The following is a 17798-nucleotide window of genomic DNA, read 5'->3' as shown; positions in this document are numbered from 1 at the left end:
TCTCAGCGCGTAACTTTTTGGGACGACCGGGAGCCTCGGACCTCTTTCGCATCCAGAACGCCTGACGGCATTCGGCAGCATTCCTCCGAGGACTCCATGACGCATGAGAGGGATGGAGGCCCTGTTGAGGGGGAGGGAGGGAGCAGAGGGTCCGCCCGAGCGATGCTCCCGTTCCGCCGCCTCCAAACAGCAAGAAGCCCCAGGCTCCTCACGGAACCTGGGGCCTCTTCACTTCTCCTTGCTTGCGCGTCAGTTCCCCCGCGCCGACGCTCCCATCAGCGCACGGGCCTGCGTCACCAGCCGCACGAACTCACTCCGGTCCGCGTCACCCGCCGCGGCACCCTCGGCGAGCTTCTGCGCGGTGGTCAGGCTCCAGCCCTCCGCCGCCGGGTTGCCACGGAGGATGTCCGCAGTGGACGCCACGGCCACGGCGAAGCGGAAGTCCGGCGACGCGGCCTCCAGCGACGAGCGCAGCAGCGAGCGCTGGAAGGGGAAGGCCTGCTCGGAGGCCTCGGTGCCATTCGGCGCCTTGGCGCGCACGCGCACCGTGGCCAGCGCCTCCTTCGTGTCACCCGTCAGCTCCACCTCGTACACCGCGGTGACGTTGTGGCCCGCGCCAATCTCGCCCGCGTCCACCTTGTCGTTGCGGAAGTCATTGTCCGCGACGTCGCGGTTCTCGTACCCGAGCAGCCGGTAGCGGCGCACGGCCACCGGGTTGAACTCCACCTGGAGCTTCACGTCCTTGGCGATGACCTCGAGCGTGCCGGTGAGCTGCGTCTCGAAGACCTTCTTCGCTTCCTTGTAGCTGTCCACGTAGAAGCAGTTGCCGTTGCCCTTGTCCGCGAGCTTCTCCATCAGGTCGTCACGGTAGTTGCCCATGCCGAAGCCCACCGTGGTGAGGGTGACGCCCTCGGCCACGTACTTCTGGATGCTCTCCAGCATGGACTGCGGGTTCAGGTTGGGGCCGATGTTGGTGTCACCATCCGTGAGCACCACCACGCGCGACACCACGCTGCCCGAGGCCTTCTTCACCGCGTGCTTGTAGGCCATCTCCATGCCCGAGCCCATGGCCGTGCCGCCACCGGACTGGAGCGAGTCGAGCGCGTCGTGAATCTTCTTCACGTCCGTGGCCGGCGTGGGCGGCAGCACGTCCTTCGTCGAGCCCGCGTAGGTGACGATGGCCACCGTGTCGTTCTCGTTGAGGTTCTTCACGGCAATCTTGATGGCTTCCTTCGCGAGCGGCAGCTTGTCCTGCGAGTTCATCGAGCCGCTGGTGTCCACGAGGAACACCAGGTGCGCGGCCTTGCGCTGCGAGCGCGAGATGACCTTGCCCTGCACGCCCACGCGCACGAAGTGGCGCTTGGAATCGAACGGGGACGGCGCGCCCTCCAGGTGGACGGTGAAGGCTCCCGTCTCGGGCGGGGTGTAGCGGTACTTGAAGTAGTTGACGAACTCCTCCACGCGCACGGCGGAGGCGGGCGGCAGGGTTCCCTGGACGAGGTAGCGGCGCGCCACGGTGTACGAGGCGGTGTCCACGTCCGCCGCGAAGGTGGACAGCGGGTCCTTCGCGGTCTCGATGAAGAGGTTGGGCTTCCACGCCTCGAAGGTGTTGCCGCGCTCGGCGGAGACGCGGTCCGCCGCGTCCATTCCGTCCAGGTCCTTCAGGGCCTTCTTGTCCGACGCGTACGACGAAGCGGTCTTCGCCTTGGCGGGAGGCTCGCGGCGCGCCACGGGCGTTGAGGGCGGGGGCGGCGGTGCCATCATGGGTTCGGCCATGACCATGCCGGCCGCGGCGGGAGCGGGTGCCGAGGCCCGAGTGGGGCGAGCCTCGCGGGCCTCCTCCTTGGCCACGGACGCGGAGGCCAGCTCACCTTCGACGGCGTCGTCCGCGAAGTCGACCGACTTCGCCTCGGGCTTCTGGGCGGCCTGGGACTCCGACGTGGCCTGGCCCTGCGACCTGGGCAGGTAGGCGGCTTCCACCTCGGCAGTCGCATCGGGGGCCCGGGACTTCATGCAGCCGGGCAGCGTGCAGGTGACGAGAAGGGCACTTCCCCACACGGACAGGCGGCGCTTCAGCGAGGTCGGCGTCATGCGGTCTCCAAGGACGACAGGTAGGTCGCCGGCTCGAAACGCACGACCTCGGGAATGGGTCTATTCCCGTGAATTTTCCCCGGCCCGAGTCGTATCGCGGCCGCCGTCCTTGTCTGACCCCGGGTCGTTTGGCAGGGTGCCGGCCCATGCAGACCGCCAGGCCATTTCGCATCCTCGGAGTGCAGCAGATCGCCATCGGTGGGGCCGACAAGGGCCCGTTGCGCAAGCTCTGGGTGGACCTGTTGGGGCTGACGCCCCACGGCACCTACCGCAGCGAGCGCGAGAACGTGGACGAGGACATCGTCGTCGCGGGCGCGGGTCCCTTCAAGGTGGAGGTGGACCTGATGCAGCCCATCAACCCCGAGGGCAAGCCCCGGGTCCACGAGACGCCGCTGAACCACGTGGGCCTGTGGGTCGATGACCTTCCGGGCGCGGTGAAGTGGCTGGAGGGGCAGGGGCTGCGCTTCGCCCCCGGAGGCATCCGCAAGGGCGCCGCGGGCTTCGACATCTGCTTCGTGCACCCCAAGGGCAACGACCAGTTCCCCTTCAGCGGTGAGGGCGTGCTCATCGAGCTGGTGCAGGCCCCGCCGGAGGTCATCGCGGCGTTCAATCAACTGTCCGCTGCCGGGCACTGAGGTGGCCCCAGGGGGCAGCGACCTGGACCCGGCGGTGCTGGAGCGGATGCGGGCCCTGGCGAGGGAGGGCGCATCCGCTACCGAGCCACCGCCGTCCAGGGCGTTCGGGCGCACCTGCACACACGACAGGCAACCTTGTGCTCCTCCTCGCGAGAATACCTGCGTGGAGTGAACCCAGAGGAGCGGACCTGTGGCCCTTCATCTTGCTCGCGACTTCTCTTTCGCGCCTCAGGCCGGCGTCACGAACAAGAACAAGGGGGGCACGAAGCAGGGCGACTGGCTGAACATCCCCCACATCAACCAGCTCCGCCCGAATGGCGCCAACGAGGGCTACGTCAACGGAGCCTCCTTCTGTGGTCCCGCCGTGGTCGCGATGCTGGCCCGGGGGGCCAACAGGAATGGCGGGCTGAGTGATGCCCGGCTCATCCAGGAGCTCGGCGAGGGGCTGGTGTCCCGGAGCGGGACGTCGCCCCAGGACGTGACGAAGATGCTCGCGCGCGCCAACCTCCCCCTCGGCGGCCCGGCGCTGGGCAGCTCCTATACGGATGCTCAGTTGCAGCAGCAGCTGCGTCAGGGGAACAAGCTCATCGCCCAGGTGGAATCGGTCGACCCGAAGACGGGGAAGAAGAGCGCGCACTACATCCTGGTGCGAGGCATGACGCCCGAGGGCAACTACCGCATCTCGGATCCGCTGGCCCGGACGCAGCAGGAAATATCGCCTGAAAAGCTCCGCGGGCTCGTGCGCCGGGCGCCGCCCGATGGAGGCGTGCTCATCCCCGTGGCCCCGCCGCGCCATGTCAACAAGGCCTCCGGAGACGCCACGCTCCGGCCCGCGCGGATGGACGCTCCGGGCCGAAGAGACGGCACCATGGGGATCATGGCCCGCCGCGAGGAGCGCCACGACTACAAGCTCGACATCAACTACCTCGGCCGGAAGGGCAGCACCACGGCTGTCATGGCCCGCGGTGATGCTCGGTACGACTTCGGGCCCGGCATCAACGGCTTCGGCCGCGATGCGACACATCTTGGCTACAGCAAGCCGGTGGCTCCCCACCGCATGTCCGCGGAGGACTTCGCGGACCGGCTCCTGTGGCTCAAGCGGAAGGGGGACCGCAAGGCCCTCGACGTCCTCGAGGCCCTCCAGGCCAGCCCCTTCCCACGGGATCAGCGCGTCTTCGACCGCGTCATTCGAGCCGAGCTGCGCCAGCCGGGCATCGGCAAGAAGATCCTCGGCGACCCCTGCTGAGCCGCGCCGCAGCAGCTTCGATGGTGGAGGGTGCCGCGCACACGGCGTGTGCTAGCATCCGCGCGCTTGGCACCCGTGTCTCCAGAGGAAGAAGAGGCGCTCGGGGAATCGGAGACCACTCCGCTCGAGCAGGTGCGCAGCTCCGCGCGGGTCCGCCTGAAGCTCCTGGTGCTCTCCGGGCCGGACGTGGGCCGCAGCGTGCCTCTCGAGCCCGGCCACTACCAGATTGGCTCGTCGCCCTCGTGTGAGATTGCGCTGAGCGACAAGACCGTCTCGCGCCAGCACTTGCGGCTCGAGGTGCGTGCGGATGGGGTGCGGGCCGTGGACGCGGGTTCGCGCAATGGCTCCTTCTGCGAGCAGATGCGCTTCTCCGAGCTCGAGGTCCGCATCGGCGCGGTCCTCCAGGTGGGCAAGACCGAGTTCAAGCTGGTGCCGGAGGAAGCCCGCGAGCGCATCATCCCTCCTTCCTCGCGCGAGTCCTTCGGCGCGCTGGTGGGCGACAGCCGGCCCATGCGCGAGCTGTTCACCCTGCTGGAGCGACTGGCGGCGGGAGACTCGGACGTGCTCGTGCAGGGAGAGACGGGCACGGGCAAGGAGCTGTGCGCCGAGGCCATCCATCAGCAGAGCCGGCGCAGCCAGGGCCCGTTCGTCATCGTCGACCTGGCCGGCGTGGCGCCCTCGCTCATCGAGTCCGAGCTGTTCGGCCACGTGAAGGGGGCCTTCACCGGAGCCCATGGCGACCGGATGGGGGCCTTCGAGCGGGCCAACGGCGGCACCGTCTTCCTGGATGAGGTGGGGGAGCTGCCGCTGGAGCTACAGCCCCGGCTCCTGCGCGTCCTGGAGCGGCGCCAGTTGAAGCGGGTGGGCGCCAATGACTACCGCACCGTGGACATGCGGGTGGTCGCGGCCACGCATGTGGATCTGGAAGGCGCGGTGAAGGCCGGCAAGTTTCGTAGGGACCTGTTCCACCGGTTGGCCGTGCTGCGCGTCACCCTGCCGCCCCTGCGCGAGCGGCCCGAGGACATTCCTCTCCTCATCGACACCGTGCTGCGGCGGATGAGCAAGCCCCCGGGCGCGCTGTCGGCGCAGACTCGCGCACTGCTGGCCCAGTACCCGTGGCCGGGCAACGTGCGAGAGCTGCGCAACGTGGTGGAGCAGGTCGTGAACCTGGGCGAGGAAGCGCTGCCGGAGATGACGCCGGACCCGCTCGGGCATGGCGCGGGTGCTGGCTCGGCCGATCTGGAGCTGCCCTTCAAGGAAGCCAAGGAGCGGCTCATCGAGGGCTTCGAGCGCGACTATCTCCGGAGCCTGATGGAGCGCTGCGAGGGCAACGTCTCTCGCGCCTCACGCGAGGCGGGCGTTGACCGGTTCTACCTGCGCAAGCTGCTGAAGAAGCACGGGCTGGACGCGCACTGAGGCGGGGGTGGCGACTGCTGTCGCCAGGTGGCGATGCGAATCGCCAGGGACGGCTCCCGCTGCCAGGGCCCGCATGCCCGCGCGCCCGCGCTAAACCCCTGAAGAGACGAGCGCCTCGTGTGCTGCAAGCTCGGTGGATGTGTGGCACGTCCCTCGCAGTAGGCATGGGCACACACGACAGCGCCCCTCCGGACGCTGCAACCCCAAAAGGACAATCCCATGCGCGCCATCGGCTCCGCCTCCTCTTCTTCCTTCGCTCACCGCATCGCTGGTCATCAGGGCAACCAGCTCCGCCGCATCCAGAAGGGTGTCGGTGACGGCAGCCTCACCTCCGACGAGGCCAAGGGCCTGATGGCGAAGCAGGGCCGCATCGCGGACGCCGAGCGCCGCGCGCTGGCCGACGGCTCCATCGACAAGAAGGAGTTCAAGCAGCTGCGGAAGATGCAGCGGCAGGCCAGCCGCGACATCTTCGAGCAGCGGCACAACGAGTCCAAGGGCTGCGCCGGTCCCGGCCAGTCGGGCCCCTGCGGCAGTCAGGCTCCGCAGGGCACGCAGGGGAGCAGCACGTCGGGGAGCTCCACCGCCTCCGGCCAGTCGGGGAGCAGCACGTCGGGGAGCTCCACCACTTCCGGCCAGTCGGGAAGCAGCGCGTCCGGGGGCTCCACCACTTCCGGCCAGTCGGGAAGCAGCACGTCGGGGAGCTCCACCACTGCCGGCCAGTCGGGGAGCAGCACGTCCGGAGGCGCCACCACTGCCGGCCAGTCAGGGAGCCCTCCGACGTGCGATGGCGTCCCCACTGCCGGCCAGTTGGGAACCAGCATGCCCTGGAGCTCGATTGCTTCCGCCGTGAGGACCGCCTCCGTTGGCATCCAGCAGGACAACCAGCGCAACAGCATCCAGAACGGCCTTCGTAATGGCTCCATCAACGCGGATGAGGCCGGTGCCCTGATCGACCAGCAGACCCGCATCGCCGAAGCCAAGGGCCGCGCGCTGGCTGACGGGACGATGGACTCGGCGGAGTACGACCAGCTCCGGAAGCTGCAGCAGGAGGCCAACCTCAGCATCTTCTTCGCGCGCCACAACTCCGGCATCAAGGCGTAGCCGCCGCGCGGCGAGGCACCGCGAGCCTTCACGCTCCCGGGCCTCTCCCGCGCCGCATCAGCGAGGCCCTGAGCCCTGGGGCGCGGCGCGCCCCGTCCGGGCCTCGAGCCAGGCGCTGATCTCCTCCGCCTTCCGCTGCTGGCCCAGCGTCGTGTAGCGCTCCCGAGCCCGCCGCGCTTCCTCGCGGGCCTGGTCCCACTCCCGGCCCGTGGCCCACAGCGCCTGGGCCAGGGTGAAGCGCGTCTGAGCAAGCGCCTCCGGGTCCGTGTTCTCGTAGGAGAGCGCCTGCCGCAGGGGCTCGATGGCCTCGGCGGGGAGGCCCTGGGCCAGCAGCGTCTTGCCCACGCCGTCCAGGGAGTAGGAGAGGTCGGGGTGCTCCGCGCCGAGCACCCGCCGCTTGAGCGCCTCGGCCTCGCGGAAGGACGTCAGGGCTTCGTCATACCGCTTCAACTGGAGGAAGCACTCGCCCAGCTCGTCCAGGTCGTCCGCCGTGGAAGGGTGCTCCGCCCCCAGCGCGGCCCGGCGTACCGCGAGCGCGGCCCGAGCCTGCTCCAGCGCCTGCTCGGGCTCGCCGCTCTCCCGGTACGCAGTGGCCAGCATGCTCCGGCGGATGGCGACCTCGGGGTGTCGCGGGCCCTTGAGCTCCTCCGTGCGCCGCAGCGACTCGCTGAGCATGGCGATGGCATTGGGAAGGTCTCCCAGGCGCAGCGCCGCCAGTCCCAGGGCGTGGCTCACCTTGGCCCTGCGCGGGTCCTCCGGCGCGAGCGCCCCTTCCAACGCACGCGCCCTGGAGAAGGAGTCCCACGCCTCTTTGTAGCGTCCACCGAAGAGGGCGGTGTAGCCGAGGTTGACGTTCAGGTCGACGGCCGCGGGCGGCTCGCTGCCCACCCGCTCGAGCACGCCCCGCGCCATGTCGCCCCATCGGCGCGCCTCGTCCGGGTGGCCGTTGTTGGCCAGCGCGTAGGTGAAGCGGGTGAGCACCTCCAGGCGCTGTCGGTCCGCGTGGCTCGCGTCGGCGGTCTGGAGGGCACGCTCGAACTGGCGCAGGCTCTCCTCCGCCTCGCCCTGCTGATGAAGCAGCCAGGCCATCAGGTAGCTCAGCTCCGCCTGGAGGGGCTGGTAGGCGGTGAGGGACGCCTGGGGCTCCAGCTTCCGCGCCAGCTCCAGTCCCTGCGCATAGCGGCCCGCATCGAGCAGCGCGCGAACCCGGGCGAGCTGTTCTCCGAGTTGCTCGACGGCGGCACGGCGCAAGGGGGCATCGGGCAGGGCGGGCTGCTCGGACAGGGATTCGATGTCGCGGCACTCCTCGAGCCCCGGGAGCGCGGAGGCGGCATCCACGGCGCGCTCCACCACCTTGCCATCCGCCTCCGCTCCGGTGAGCAGGCCCACCAGCGCGTCCAGGCTCTTGCGACGGCGCTCCAGGCACACCATGCGCAACGACAGCAGCGCCTCTGTCTGCTCGCCGCGCACGCGGGTTGCCTCGCAGGCCTCGGTGTGCAGGCGGGCCCACCGGCCGGCATAGGCATCCAGCAGCCGCGTCACCCCGTGGGAACTCTCCGTGGCGAAGGGCCTGCCCGTGGCGAGGAAGGTAGCCTCCAGCTTCTGTCGCTCCGTGGGTCCCCAGACAGAGGCCACGAGGGCGTCTGCCCCCGCGCACACCTGACTCTGGTGGTGCACGTACAGGCCGGTGCCCGCCGCGGCCGCCGCCAGCAGGCCCACGGCCGCCAGTGCTCCACGGCGCTGGCCGCGCCGCTGTTCTGGGGCGAGCTCCTCCAGCAGCGCTTCCATGGACGGGAAGCGATCCTCCGGGTGAATGGACAGGCCCCGCATCAGCACGCTCCGCACCCGGGCGGAGACGTGGGCATCCGCGGGAGGCAGCTGCACGGTGTCATGAGGCAGCAGCCGCCAGACCTCCGTGCCGGGGGGCGCCTCGCCGTGGCGTCGAGCCGCCTGGGTGGCCGCGTCGACCATGAGCCTGGGCGTCACGGCGTGCTTGCGGTACAGCGCCCAGGCCAACGAGGCGCAGAAGCTGAACTGGTCCGAGCGCGAGTCCACGCCGCTGCCCAGGTACTGCTCGGGAGGCATGAATTGGGGCGTGCCCATCACGAGCCCCGCCTGCGTCAGCGGCGTGGCGAGCTGGAGCCCACCCGCCTGGACCAACGTCTCTTCGTCGGGGAGCGGGAGTTCTTCCTCGGGGGGCAGGGGGGAGAGCCGCGCCAGCCCGAAGTCCGTCACGCAGACGCGGCCGTTGTGACCCAGGAGGACGTTGGCGGGCTTGAAGTCCCGGTGGACCAGCCCCACGTGGTGCGCCGCGACCAGGCCCTTCCCGGCCTGGTGGAACACGCGCAGCACCTCCTGCGGCGAGGGGTGGGGCTTCTGGCGGACCCAGTCGTGGAGGTTCTGGCCCTGGATGAACTCCATGGCGATGAAGACGCCTTCGCCCACCGTCCCCACGTCATGCACGGTGATGACGTTGGGGTGGGAGATGCGGGCCATGGCCTGGGCCTCGCGCAGCAACCCGGCCGCCTCATCCGTGATGCCGGAGCCGGCCTTGTCCGGGCGCAACAGCTTGAGGGCCACCTTGCGATCCAGCTCCGGGTCATAGGCGGCGTAGACCACGCCAATGCCGCCTTGTCCCACAGGCTTGAGGATGACGTAGCGCTCGACGCGGGTGCCTCGCTCCAGCACGAGCCCGACGTCCAGGGCAGGGGACGCAACGGGAGTGCCCCGAGCGCTGGAGGCCCGCTCCTGGCCGCCCCTCCGGACCGGCGGACCGACAGGTTCCGTCATGCCCTCCTCGCCAGGGGGGACGATCTCTTCGGTGGCAGGAGGTCTGGTCATCAGACCCGCATCATATGGGGACGCGGGTGAGCGAGCTTCCTGAACCCCGGTTCAAGTCGATGGCCGGACGCGTTGCGCCAGCTTGCCCATCCACCCGCGCAGCGCGGGCCGGACCACGCGCTCCACGCGGTCCGTCACGACACAGAGCAGGTACGTGAGCCCGATGAGCGCGGCGAGCAGCAGCCAGAATTGCGGCCAGTCGCTCTTGTCTCCCCAGAAGCGCTGGAACGAGAAGACGCCGAACGTCCGGTAGAACAGCAGCATCTCGTGGAAGAAGTACGCGGACAGCGACGAGGTGCCGAACACCTCCACGAAGCGCCGCACCCGTGACGGCGCCGCGTCCGCGGGCACGCGCCCCTCCAGCCACATCAGCACGAGCAGCACCGTGCACACCCACGCGAAGCGCACCGCCGAGTTCGACGGGTTCGCCACGTAGAACCGGTGCGGTGGATACAGGCTGTAGAGGAAGTCCGCAGCCAGCGCCCCCGCGAAGCCCAGCACCACCAGCCCGACCAGCGCCTTCGCGAGCCCCGACCGGCCCCACGCACCAGCCATCGTCCCCGAGAACGCCCCGAGCCACGCGAAGCCCAGCCACGGCAGCAGGGGGAAGGGCGCGAAGGATGACTTGTTCGTCAGCGTCGCCCACGGCCCCTGCACCAACTCACCCAGCGGAGCCACCGCGAACGTGGCCATCGCCAGTACGAAGGCCACCGCCGCCAGCACGCGTGGCCGAGAGGCCAGCAGCGCCGCCACCGGCAGCACGATGAGCAGACACACGCCCACGCACTGGAGGATGTCCATCCGGAGAATCCACACCGGCTCCTTCAGCAGCGGGAACCACGCCCAGTTGACGAGCGTGGCCACGGCGAGCACTTCACCGATGCGGCGGAGGTTGCGCCCCACGCGCTCGCGCAGGACGCCGGCGGCCGCGCTGCGCACCATCAGCAGCGCCGTCGCGAAGCCCGCGGAGAAGATGAACGCAGGCGCCACCAGCCCATCCACCTTCAACAGCCGCCCCACCCAGATTGTCTTGCGCAGCTCCGGCGTGAGCAGCGCGAGCGTGTGGGTCTGGATCATGAACAGCACCGCGATGCCGCGCAGCCAGTCGATGGCGCGCACGCGGTCCTTGGAGACAGGTCGGATGTCGCTCGACGTCACGGCGCACCGCAACCTTTTCGTTCCGGGGGTGTTGCTGTGTCCATACGGATGAACGGCGCACTGCGCCCACGAGGAGGTCTCGTGCTTCGACGACTCATATTGGGGGCGGCAGTCTGCCTGTCAGCCAATGCGCTGGCAAAGCCCCCCGGGCCGGGTGGCTTCTGCGCCACCTATCCCTCCGCGCCCGCCTGCAACGGCCAGCAGCCCGCCTGTACCCTGTGCCACACCGCGCCGCCCCAGCGGAACACGTATGGCGCCGCGCTGGAGCCCCACCTCGCCCCCGGCGCGGCGCGCCCGCTCTCCGACGGCGACTTCTCCATGGCCCTGCCCGCGGCGCTCCGGGCCGTGGAGGCCGAGGACTCCGACGGTGACGGCGCGTCCAACCTGGAGGAAATCCAGCGGGGCACGCTGCCCGCGGACGTCTCCAGCCGGCCGGTGGACATGGGCGGCTGCGGGCCGGGACAGAATCCCCGGTACGACGTGTGCCGCTACGACACGCGCTTCGCGTACCGGCGCGTGCTGCTCGACTTCTGCGGCCTGTCGCCGACGTACGCGCAGCTCCAGTCCTTCGCCGCGCTGAGCGAGGAGGCGCAGCGGGCACTGCTCGACTCGGAGCTGGACCGCTGCACCACCACCGAGTTCTGGCGCGGGAAGAACGGGCAGTTGTGGAAGCTCGCGCACCCGAAGATTCGTCCGGTGGGCTCGCTCAAGGAGGGCGAGGACCGCGGCGCCATTCCGCTCGCCGACTACTACGACGACTACGCGCTCTACGCGTACGCGCAGCTCGACGACCACGACGCGCGCGAGGTGATGACGGCGAGGTATTACGTGCGCCGCCTGACAGGCCCCACGCGCTACGTCCGAGCGGAATCGCTCTCGTCCCAGTTCGTCGAGACGTCGCGCCGCGCGGGCAACCTCACCTCCGCGTGGAGCCTCATCTCCTTCGTCATGTTCACCGCGCTGCCGCGCAACGCCGCCGCGCAGAGCTACCGCGCATACCTGGGGCTCGACATCGCGAAGCAGGAGGGACTGCACAGCGTGCCCGGAGAGCCTCGGGACTACGACGCCAAGGGAGTCCAGGCGCCGGCCTGCGCGGCCTGTCACGCGACGCTGGACCCGCTGAGCTATCCCTTCCGGAACTACAACGGCATCGCGGGCGCGGCCTCGGCGCGCTACGTGCCCAACCGGCTGGAGCTGTTCTTCAGCGACGTCTCGCCCACCATCACCCAGACGCCCGAGGCCGGCTACCTCTTCGGCCAGCCCGTCAGAGACCTCCTCGAATGGGCGCAGGTGGGTGCGGACAGTGACGCCTTCGCCATCTCCGCCGTCACCGACTACTGGAAGCTGCTGGTGGGCCACACGCCGACAGCCGAGGAGAGCGAAGAGTTCGTCGCCACATGGCGCCGCTTCAAGGACACGCACGGCTACAGCGTGCAGCGGATGCTCCACGACCTGATTCGCACGGAGGCCTACGGTGCGCCCTGACTCCCTTCGCGTGTGGCTGCTCTTCGCCGTGTGCGTGCTCACGGCCTGCTCGGAACAACCCAGCGCCCGGGTGGTGGACGCGGGCTCTCCCGTCGACGGACAGTCGGATGGTGGGACGTCCTCGGCCCTGGCGCGCTCCTCGCGCAACAACCTGCGCTTCAAGGGACCGGAGCGGCTGACGCTCGATTTCGCGAACGCGCTCGCGTTGCCGGTGGACCAGGTCTGCAAGGAGCTGGGGCAGTACCCCTGCGCCACGGTCCACGGCGTCACGCTCGGAGGCGTGGAGCCGTACAACAGCGGCCTCTACGAGCCGCTGCCCGTCACCGGAGTCACCACGCCCATCGCCGTGGACCGCGTGGCCCTGGCCGCCTGTTCGCGCCGCGTGAGCGTCGATGTCGGCTCGCCGTCGAGCGCGGTCATCTTCACGGGAGTCTCACTGGACGCGCAGGGCCGGCTGTCGAGCCGGGACGGTGCTCCGGTGAGGAACGCCATCACCTCGCTCTATCAACGCGGGCTGCTGCGAGACCCCACGGAGGCCGAGGTGGAAGCGCTCATCCAGCTCGCCGCCGACGTGGAGGCCACGGGCAGTGCCACTCCCGGTCGGGACTGGATGACGGCGGCCTGCTTCGCCGTCCTCTCCTCCGCCGAGTCCGTCTTCTTCTGAGGGAATACACGCATGTCACTCCGCAAGGATGGCCGGCTCTCGCGCCGGGAACTCATGAAGGCGCTGTCCATGTGCGCCGCGGGCTCGGCGGTGCTGGGTCCACTGCTGACGGGCTGCCGCGAGGCGCTCGACACGCCAGAGGCGCTGGAGCAGCGCGGCGTGCGCGAGGCGCGGCTGGACGGCAAGCCTCGCTTCCTCATCGTCGTGGGGGCCGCGGGTGGGGCCTCCATCATCGACAGCCTGCTCGCGGTGCGTGCGTCGGAGGCGGGCGCCCAGGCATCGAAGCTCAACACCTTCCCGGACGCGCAGGTGCAGTCCGTGGACGGCTCGCCGTTCCGGGCCGTGAAGGTGAGCAGCCCCAGGCTGGGCAGCATCAACGTGCCGGTGAATACGGACCAGCTTCCCTTCGTGCGCAAGCACAAGGACTCGATGCTGGTGGCCACGTCGGTGGGCACGTCGGTGAACCACGTCATCGCGCAGAAGCGCAGCCTCACCGGCAACGCGGCCTGGCGCGGCCGCACGCTGCAGGAGTGCGTGGCCCTCCAGTACGGCGCGGGCTTCCCCATCCCCAACGTCAACATGGGCGTGGGCGGCTACGCCGAGCGCGGCACGGACGACTCGCTACCCAACCACTGCTTCGGAGAGGTGGTGACCAATCCCTCGCTGTGGCCGCTGGGGCTCGACGGGAGCAAGGGACTCAAGGATGTGCCCTCGCGGGACGTGGTGGCACTGGCGCGGCGGACGCGCGATGCGCTCGATGCGAAGTCCATCTTCGGGCAGACCTTCGAGAACGCATCGGCGCTGAAGCGGTGGAACGAGCAGCGCGGCGTGGGGCAGCCGGCGCTGGAGGTGCAGGACCTCATCAACCGCCTCAACGTGCTGCCGGACCTGCCGCCGCGGATTCCCCTCTCGGAGTACGGCCTGTCGAGCTCGCCCGACGGCGCGCGGCTGCGCTCCGTCTTTCCGGACTACTTCACGGACCCGGTGGAAGGGCAGGCGGCGCTCGCGTTCCTGCTGCTCAAGTACCGGGTGTCGGTGACGGTGACGCTGGGCCCGTCGTTCAACGTGGCCGTGGGCGGGGAGAACGGCATCGCGAATCCGCCGCTCGCCTTCGACTTCAGCCACAACGACCACCGCACCGGCCAGGCCTTCATGTGGGCGCGAGTCATGGGCGTGGTGGACAAGCTCATCGACCTGCTGAAGGCGGAGCCCTTCGACGCGACGACGGGCGAGAGCCTGTGGGACCGCACGTTGATCTACGTGGCCACGGACTTCGGCCGCACCCGCACGCGAGCCACTGACGCGACGGAGTTCGGCACCGGGCACGACCTGAACAACGGCTTCCTGCTGCTGTCGCCGATGCTCCGGGGCAACACGGTGCTCGGAGGCGTCGACCCGCTCACCACGCTCACGTACGGCTTCGACCCGCGCACCGGTGCACCGCAGCGGGGCAAGGTGACGTCGAACGAGCCCGACATCTTCTCCGGCATTCTCACGGCCCTGGGCGTCGACACGTCGGGCAGCGGGTTGCCCGACGCGAGCGCCTTCGTGCGGACCTGAGCGGCGCTCCGCCGGGTCCGGTCGGGGGACCCGGCCCGGCGGAGCGTTCGCTCGGAGCTTCAGCGCGCGGCGGCGCTGTTGAGCGTGGCGATGTCGATGACGAAGCGGTAGCGCACGTCGCTCTTCAGCATGCGCTCGTAGGCCTCGTTGATCTTCTGGATGGGGATGAGCTCGATGTCGGACACGATGTTGTGCTTCGCGCAGTAGTCGAGCATCTCCTGCGTCTCGGCGATGCCGCCGATGTTGGAGCCGGCGAGGCGCTTGTTGCCGTTGATGAGGGCGAACGCGTGCACGGGCGTCGCCTCGGGCGGAACGCCGACGAGCACCATGGCGCCCTGGGGCCGCAGCATCGACAGGTACTGGTTGTAGTCGTGCGGCGCGGAGATGGTGTCGATGATGAGGTCGAAGCGGCCCTGCAGCTTCTTGAAGGTCCCTTCCTCCTTCGTGACCTCGAAGCCCTTCGCGCCGAGGCGGCGTGCATCGGCCTCCTTGGAGCGCGACGTGCTGAGCACCGTCACCTCGGCGCCCATGGACGCGGCGAACTTCACCGCCATGTGGCCGAGCCCGCCCAGGCCGACGACGGCCACGCGGTCACCCTGCTTGCAGTTCCACTGGCGCAGCGGCGAGTACGTGGTGATGCCGGCGCAGAGCAGGGGAGCGGCGGCGGCCGGGTCCAGGCCCTCGGGGACCTTCAGCGCGAAGTGCTCGTCGACGACGAGCTGCGACGCGTAGCCGCCGTAGGTCTTCGTCTTCCGGTCCATCAGCGTGCTGTTGTACGTGTACGCGACGCCCTTCTCGCAGAACTGCTCCAGGTCCTGCTTGCAGGGCTGGCAGTCGCGGCACGAGTCCACCATGCAGCCGACGCCCGCCATGTCGCCCACCTTGAGCTTCTTGACGTGCGCGCCCACCTGGCGGACGCGGCCGATGATTTCGTGGCCGGGCACCATGGGGAAGCTGGCGCCGCCCCACTCGTCACGGGCCTGGTGGATGTCGGAGTGGCAGATGCCGGAGTACAGGATGTCGATGAGCACGTCGTGAGGACCGGGCTCGCGCTGCTCGAACGTGTATGGCGCCAGCGGCTTTCCAGCGGCGGCAGCGGCATAGGCGTGAGTCTTGAGCATGGAATCTCCTCGATGGGGTGGTTGGAACGCCCGGAGATATGCGCCCTTCGCCCGCCATCCGAAACTGGCAGGATGTGGATGGGCCGTTTAGAAATCCTTCACGATGGCCTACACCCCTCTCAATGCGCTGAATGCGTTCCTCGCGGTGGCCCGGCGGAAGAGCTTCTCGGCGGCGGCCGTCGAGCTCGGCATCTCCACGTCGGCGCTCAGCCAGTCCGTCCGCCAGCTCGAGGAGCGCCTGGGCGTCGCCCTGCTCACCCGGACCTCCCGGAGCGTGGCGCTGACCGATGCCGGCAGGCGGCTCCTGGAGAACGCCGGGCCGGCGGTGGACCAGGCGCTCGACGCGCTGAAGTCGGCCTCGGTGCAGCCGGGGGAGGTGACGGGCCGGGTGCGGCTCTCGGTGCCGACGATTGCCAAGGACACCATCATCCGGCCGCTCCTGCCGAAGCTGCTCGCGCGTCACCCGAAGCTGGAAGTGGAGGCCCACGTCGAGGACCGGTTCGTGGACATCGTCGCGGAAGGGTACGACGCGGGCATCCGCCTGGACGAGGCCATCGAGCGCGACATGGTGCAGGTCCGCGTCTATGGCCCATGCCGGTTCGTCGTGGTGGCATCACCCGCGTACCTCGAACGGCGGGGGACTCCGGAGACGCCGAAGGACCTGCTCGCGCATGACTGCATTGGCATCCGCTCGCGGACGACGGGCGGCATCTACCAGTGGGAGCTGGAGCGCGGGAAACAGACGTGGCGCATCCCGACGCGCGGGCCGATTGTCACCAATGACCAGGTGCTGATGCGCGGCATGGCGGAGGCGGGGATGGGGCTCGCGTACGACTTCGAGCCCTCCATCGAGGACGAGCTGCGGCGGGGCTCGCTGCGCGTGGTGCTGGAGCCCTTCTCCGCGCTGGTGTCGGGACTGTTCTTCTACTTCCCCAGCCGCGCGCAGGTGTCGCCCGCCTTGAGGGCCCTCGTGGACGTGGCGCGCGAGGACGCGGCGGAGCGGCTGGGCTCGGGAGCCGGGCCGCGTCCGCCGCGACGGAGGTGAGGACTACCAGGTGATGCCGTCGAGGTACGCCGTGCCGGTCCAGCTCCCGCTGGTGGTGAACTCCACGCCCAGTTGGTACAGCGGCGTGGTGCTCCCGGACGGCATCGTCACCGTGACGGTGTTCCAGGCATCGGCCCGGAGACTGGCGATGCCGGTCCACTTCCCGGTGTAGCGCCAGCCTCCCGCGGCACCTTCCAGCGCGAAGGGCTGGATGGAGGTGATGCGGCTTCCCGACGGAATCCACACGCGGAACGACACCGTCGCGCCACTGGGGATGGCCGCGCTCGGGACCACCGCCACGCCGGTGCCGGATGTGCCGCTGAAGGGCACCGCGAGCGAGCGCGTTCCCGAGTATGCGCGCGCAGTGGAGGAGCTCACCGGCTTGAGCTGCGCGCCGGAAGCGGTCCACTGCTCGGTGCTGGACTCGAATCCGTACCCGCGTGGCGTGCCGGTGCCTCCGTCGGTTCCACCCGTGCCCGCGTCCGTGCCACCGGTGCCGCCGTCGCGAGTTCCCGCATCCGTGCCACCCGTCCCGGCATCCACGGTGCCCGCATCGGGTCCGCGTGTGCCACCGTCCGCTGTGCCCGCGTCCGTACCTCCCGGAGTGCCACCATCCGTCCCGGTACCCGGGAGGGGCAGGGTGGTGCCCACCGCTGGCAGCGTCAGTCCGCCCGCGTTCAGGAAGCTCCCGGCGCGGCCCTTCACGAAGAGCTGTCCATCCGTGCCCTGGTCGTTCTGATACGAGCTCTGCCCGCCCGCGCCCGCGCCGAAGAGCAGCGCGATGACGCCCGAGTTCGCGAACTTCCTCCGGTGCAAATCCCCCAGCGCGCCGAAGAAGTACTCCGTCCGGTTGTCCTTGTACCCCGCGCGCGCAGAGCCGTCGTTGTTGATGTTGCGGTGGTTCGCGTTGCCGAGCGGAATCTGCCACAGCACCCAGCGCTTCCCGGTGGCCGCGTTGAACAGCCGCAGCCACTCCGCATAGCGGTTGAACGAGCGCGAGGAGATGGACGCGATGTCGCTCGCGTCCCACCAGACCTCCTGTCCGCGCGTGAGCTTGTAGAAGTCCGCGTCGCGGTCCAGCGGGTCTCCCACGAGCACGTCATAGGTGGCGCCGGTGGTGTTGGGCCCCAGGCCCAGGGGCTTGAGGAAGTTGACGACCTTGTCCACCTCGGGCTGGAGCGGGTCCGTCACCGAGCAGCAGGAGATGTCCTTGCCACTGGCCCACGCGGACACGTGGATGCCGAGGATGACGTTGTTCGCGCCCACGGCCTTGCGCAGCTGGAGGAACGCCTGGCCCCAGCCGGCGACGGTGTTGGGGAGGCTCGCCAATTCGGGCAGGCCGGTGGCCGCCACCGCGGCGTATGTATTGGGATTGGAGTTCGTCTGGAACTGGAGGAGGCCGAAGGCGTCCGGCTCGATGAGCACGAGCACGGGC

At 69.7% G+C, this 17798-nt stretch carries 13 protein-coding genes; 8 read left to right on the top strand and 5 right to left on the bottom strand.

Going from position 1 to position 17798, the window contains the following annotated elements; all coding sequences use genetic code 11:
* Window positions 1-249: 249 nt before the first annotated feature.
* Window positions 250-2091, bottom strand: a complete 1842-nt coding sequence (locus ACVTJA_RS28760) for a vWA domain-containing protein (protein WP_465824376.1) — start codon at window positions 2089-2091, stop codon at window positions 250-252.
* A gap of 146 nt (window positions 2092-2237) precedes the next feature.
* On the opposite strand from ACVTJA_RS28760, the gene ACVTJA_RS28755 reads away from it, so the two are divergent.
* The 4 genes from ACVTJA_RS28755 to ACVTJA_RS28740 all read left to right on the top strand — a co-directional run bounded on the left by ACVTJA_RS28755 (window position 2238) and on the right by ACVTJA_RS28740 (window position 6489).
* Window positions 2238-2726 (top strand): VOC family protein, encoded by a 489-nt coding sequence (locus tag ACVTJA_RS28755; protein WP_465824373.1) that lies wholly within the window; start codon window positions 2238-2240, stop codon window positions 2724-2726.
* A 190-nt stretch (window positions 2727-2916) separates the two neighbouring features.
* A complete protein-coding gene (locus ACVTJA_RS28750) occupies window positions 2917-3972 on the top strand; it encodes a C39 family peptidase (RefSeq protein ID WP_465824372.1) in 1056 nt (351 codons plus the stop codon).
* Window positions 3973-4104: 132 nt separating this feature from the next.
* Window positions 4105-5388 (top strand): sigma 54-interacting transcriptional regulator, encoded by a 1284-nt coding sequence (locus ACVTJA_RS28745; RefSeq protein ID WP_465840533.1) that lies wholly within the window; start codon window positions 4105-4107, stop codon window positions 5386-5388.
* A 219-nt stretch (window positions 5389-5607) separates the two neighbouring features.
* A complete protein-coding gene (locus ACVTJA_RS28740) occupies window positions 5608-6489 on the top strand; it encodes a hypothetical protein (RefSeq protein ID WP_465824370.1) in 882 nt (293 codons plus the stop codon).
* 57 nt (window positions 6490-6546) lie between these two features.
* Here the strand turns inward: ACVTJA_RS28740 and ACVTJA_RS28735 are convergent, their stop codons facing one another.
* Window positions 6547-9279, bottom strand: coding sequence for a tetratricopeptide repeat protein (locus ACVTJA_RS28735; RefSeq protein ID WP_465824369.1), 2733 nt, complete (start codon window positions 9277-9279; stop codon window positions 6547-6549).
* Between the two features lie 102 nt (window positions 9280-9381).
* Window positions 9382-10488: a heparan-alpha-glucosaminide N-acetyltransferase domain-containing protein gene (locus ACVTJA_RS28730; protein WP_465824368.1), complete on the bottom strand. Its 1107-nt coding sequence runs from the start codon at window positions 10486-10488 to the stop codon at window positions 9382-9384.
* An 81-nt stretch (window positions 10489-10569) separates the two neighbouring features.
* Here ACVTJA_RS28730 and ACVTJA_RS28725 point away from each other — a divergent pair, with 81 nt between their 5' ends.
* The 3 genes from ACVTJA_RS28725 to ACVTJA_RS28715 are packed head-to-tail and all read left to right on the top strand — an operon-like array spanning window position 10570 to window position 14197.
* A complete protein-coding gene (locus ACVTJA_RS28725; protein WP_465824366.1) occupies window positions 10570-11973 on the top strand; it encodes a hypothetical protein in 1404 nt (467 codons plus the stop codon).
* Complete coding sequence (locus ACVTJA_RS28720) at window positions 11963-12637, top strand: hypothetical protein (protein WP_465824365.1); 675 nt, start codon at window positions 11963-11965, stop codon at window positions 12635-12637. The genes ACVTJA_RS28725 and ACVTJA_RS28720 overlap by 11 nt, the downstream gene beginning before the upstream one ends.
* Before the next feature lie 12 nt (window positions 12638-12649).
* A complete protein-coding gene (locus ACVTJA_RS28715) occupies window positions 12650-14197 on the top strand; it encodes a hypothetical protein (protein WP_465824363.1) in 1548 nt (515 codons plus the stop codon).
* A gap of 59 nt (window positions 14198-14256) precedes the next feature.
* On the opposite strand, the gene ACVTJA_RS28710 is transcribed toward ACVTJA_RS28715, so the two are convergent.
* Complete coding sequence (locus ACVTJA_RS28710) at window positions 14257-15318, bottom strand: NAD(P)-dependent alcohol dehydrogenase (protein ID WP_465824361.1); 1062 nt, start codon at window positions 15316-15318, stop codon at window positions 14257-14259.
* Window positions 15319-15421: 103 nt separating this feature from the next.
* Here ACVTJA_RS28710 and ACVTJA_RS28705 point away from each other — a divergent pair, with 103 nt between their 5' ends.
* A complete protein-coding gene (locus tag ACVTJA_RS28705; protein WP_465824360.1) occupies window positions 15422-16363 on the top strand; it encodes a LysR family transcriptional regulator in 942 nt (313 codons plus the stop codon).
* 3 nt (window positions 16364-16366) lie between these two features.
* Here ACVTJA_RS28705 and ACVTJA_RS28700 read toward each other — a convergent pair whose 3' ends face one another.
* Window positions 16367-17716: a hypothetical protein gene (locus ACVTJA_RS28700; RefSeq protein ID WP_465824358.1), complete on the bottom strand. Its 1350-nt coding sequence runs from the start codon at window positions 17714-17716 to the stop codon at window positions 16367-16369.
* Window positions 17717-17798 lie beyond the last annotated feature (82 nt).

This window comes from Pyxidicoccus sp. M6 (assembly GCF_055568925.1).
The sequence above is the reverse complement of the archived record's forward strand: the minus strand, read 5'-3'. Positions and strand labels throughout refer to the sequence as shown.

Coding starts and splice junctions, on each gene's coding strand:
- ACVTJA_RS28760 (WP_465824376.1), bottom strand. CDS start 2,091: ATGACGCCGACCTCGCTGAAGCGCCGCCTGTCCGTGTGGGGAAGTGCC.
- ACVTJA_RS28755 (WP_465824373.1), top strand. CDS start 2,238: ATGCAGACCGCCAGGCCATTTCGCATCCTCGGAGTGCAGCAGATCGCC.
- ACVTJA_RS28740 (WP_465824370.1), top strand. CDS start 5,608: ATGCGCGCCATCGGCTCCGCCTCCTCTTCTTCCTTCGCTCACCGCATC.
- ACVTJA_RS28735 (WP_465824369.1), bottom strand. CDS start 9,279: ATGACGGAACCTGTCGGTCCGCCGGTCCGGAGGGGCGGCCAGGAGCGG.
- ACVTJA_RS28715 (WP_465824363.1), top strand. CDS start 12,650: ATGTCACTCCGCAAGGATGGCCGGCTCTCGCGCCGGGAACTCATGAAG.
- ACVTJA_RS28710 (WP_465824361.1), bottom strand. CDS start 15,318: ATGCTCAAGACTCACGCCTATGCCGCTGCCGCCGCTGGAAAGCCGCTG.
- ACVTJA_RS28705 (WP_465824360.1), top strand. CDS start 15,422: ATGGCCTACACCCCTCTCAATGCGCTGAATGCGTTCCTCGCGGTGGCC.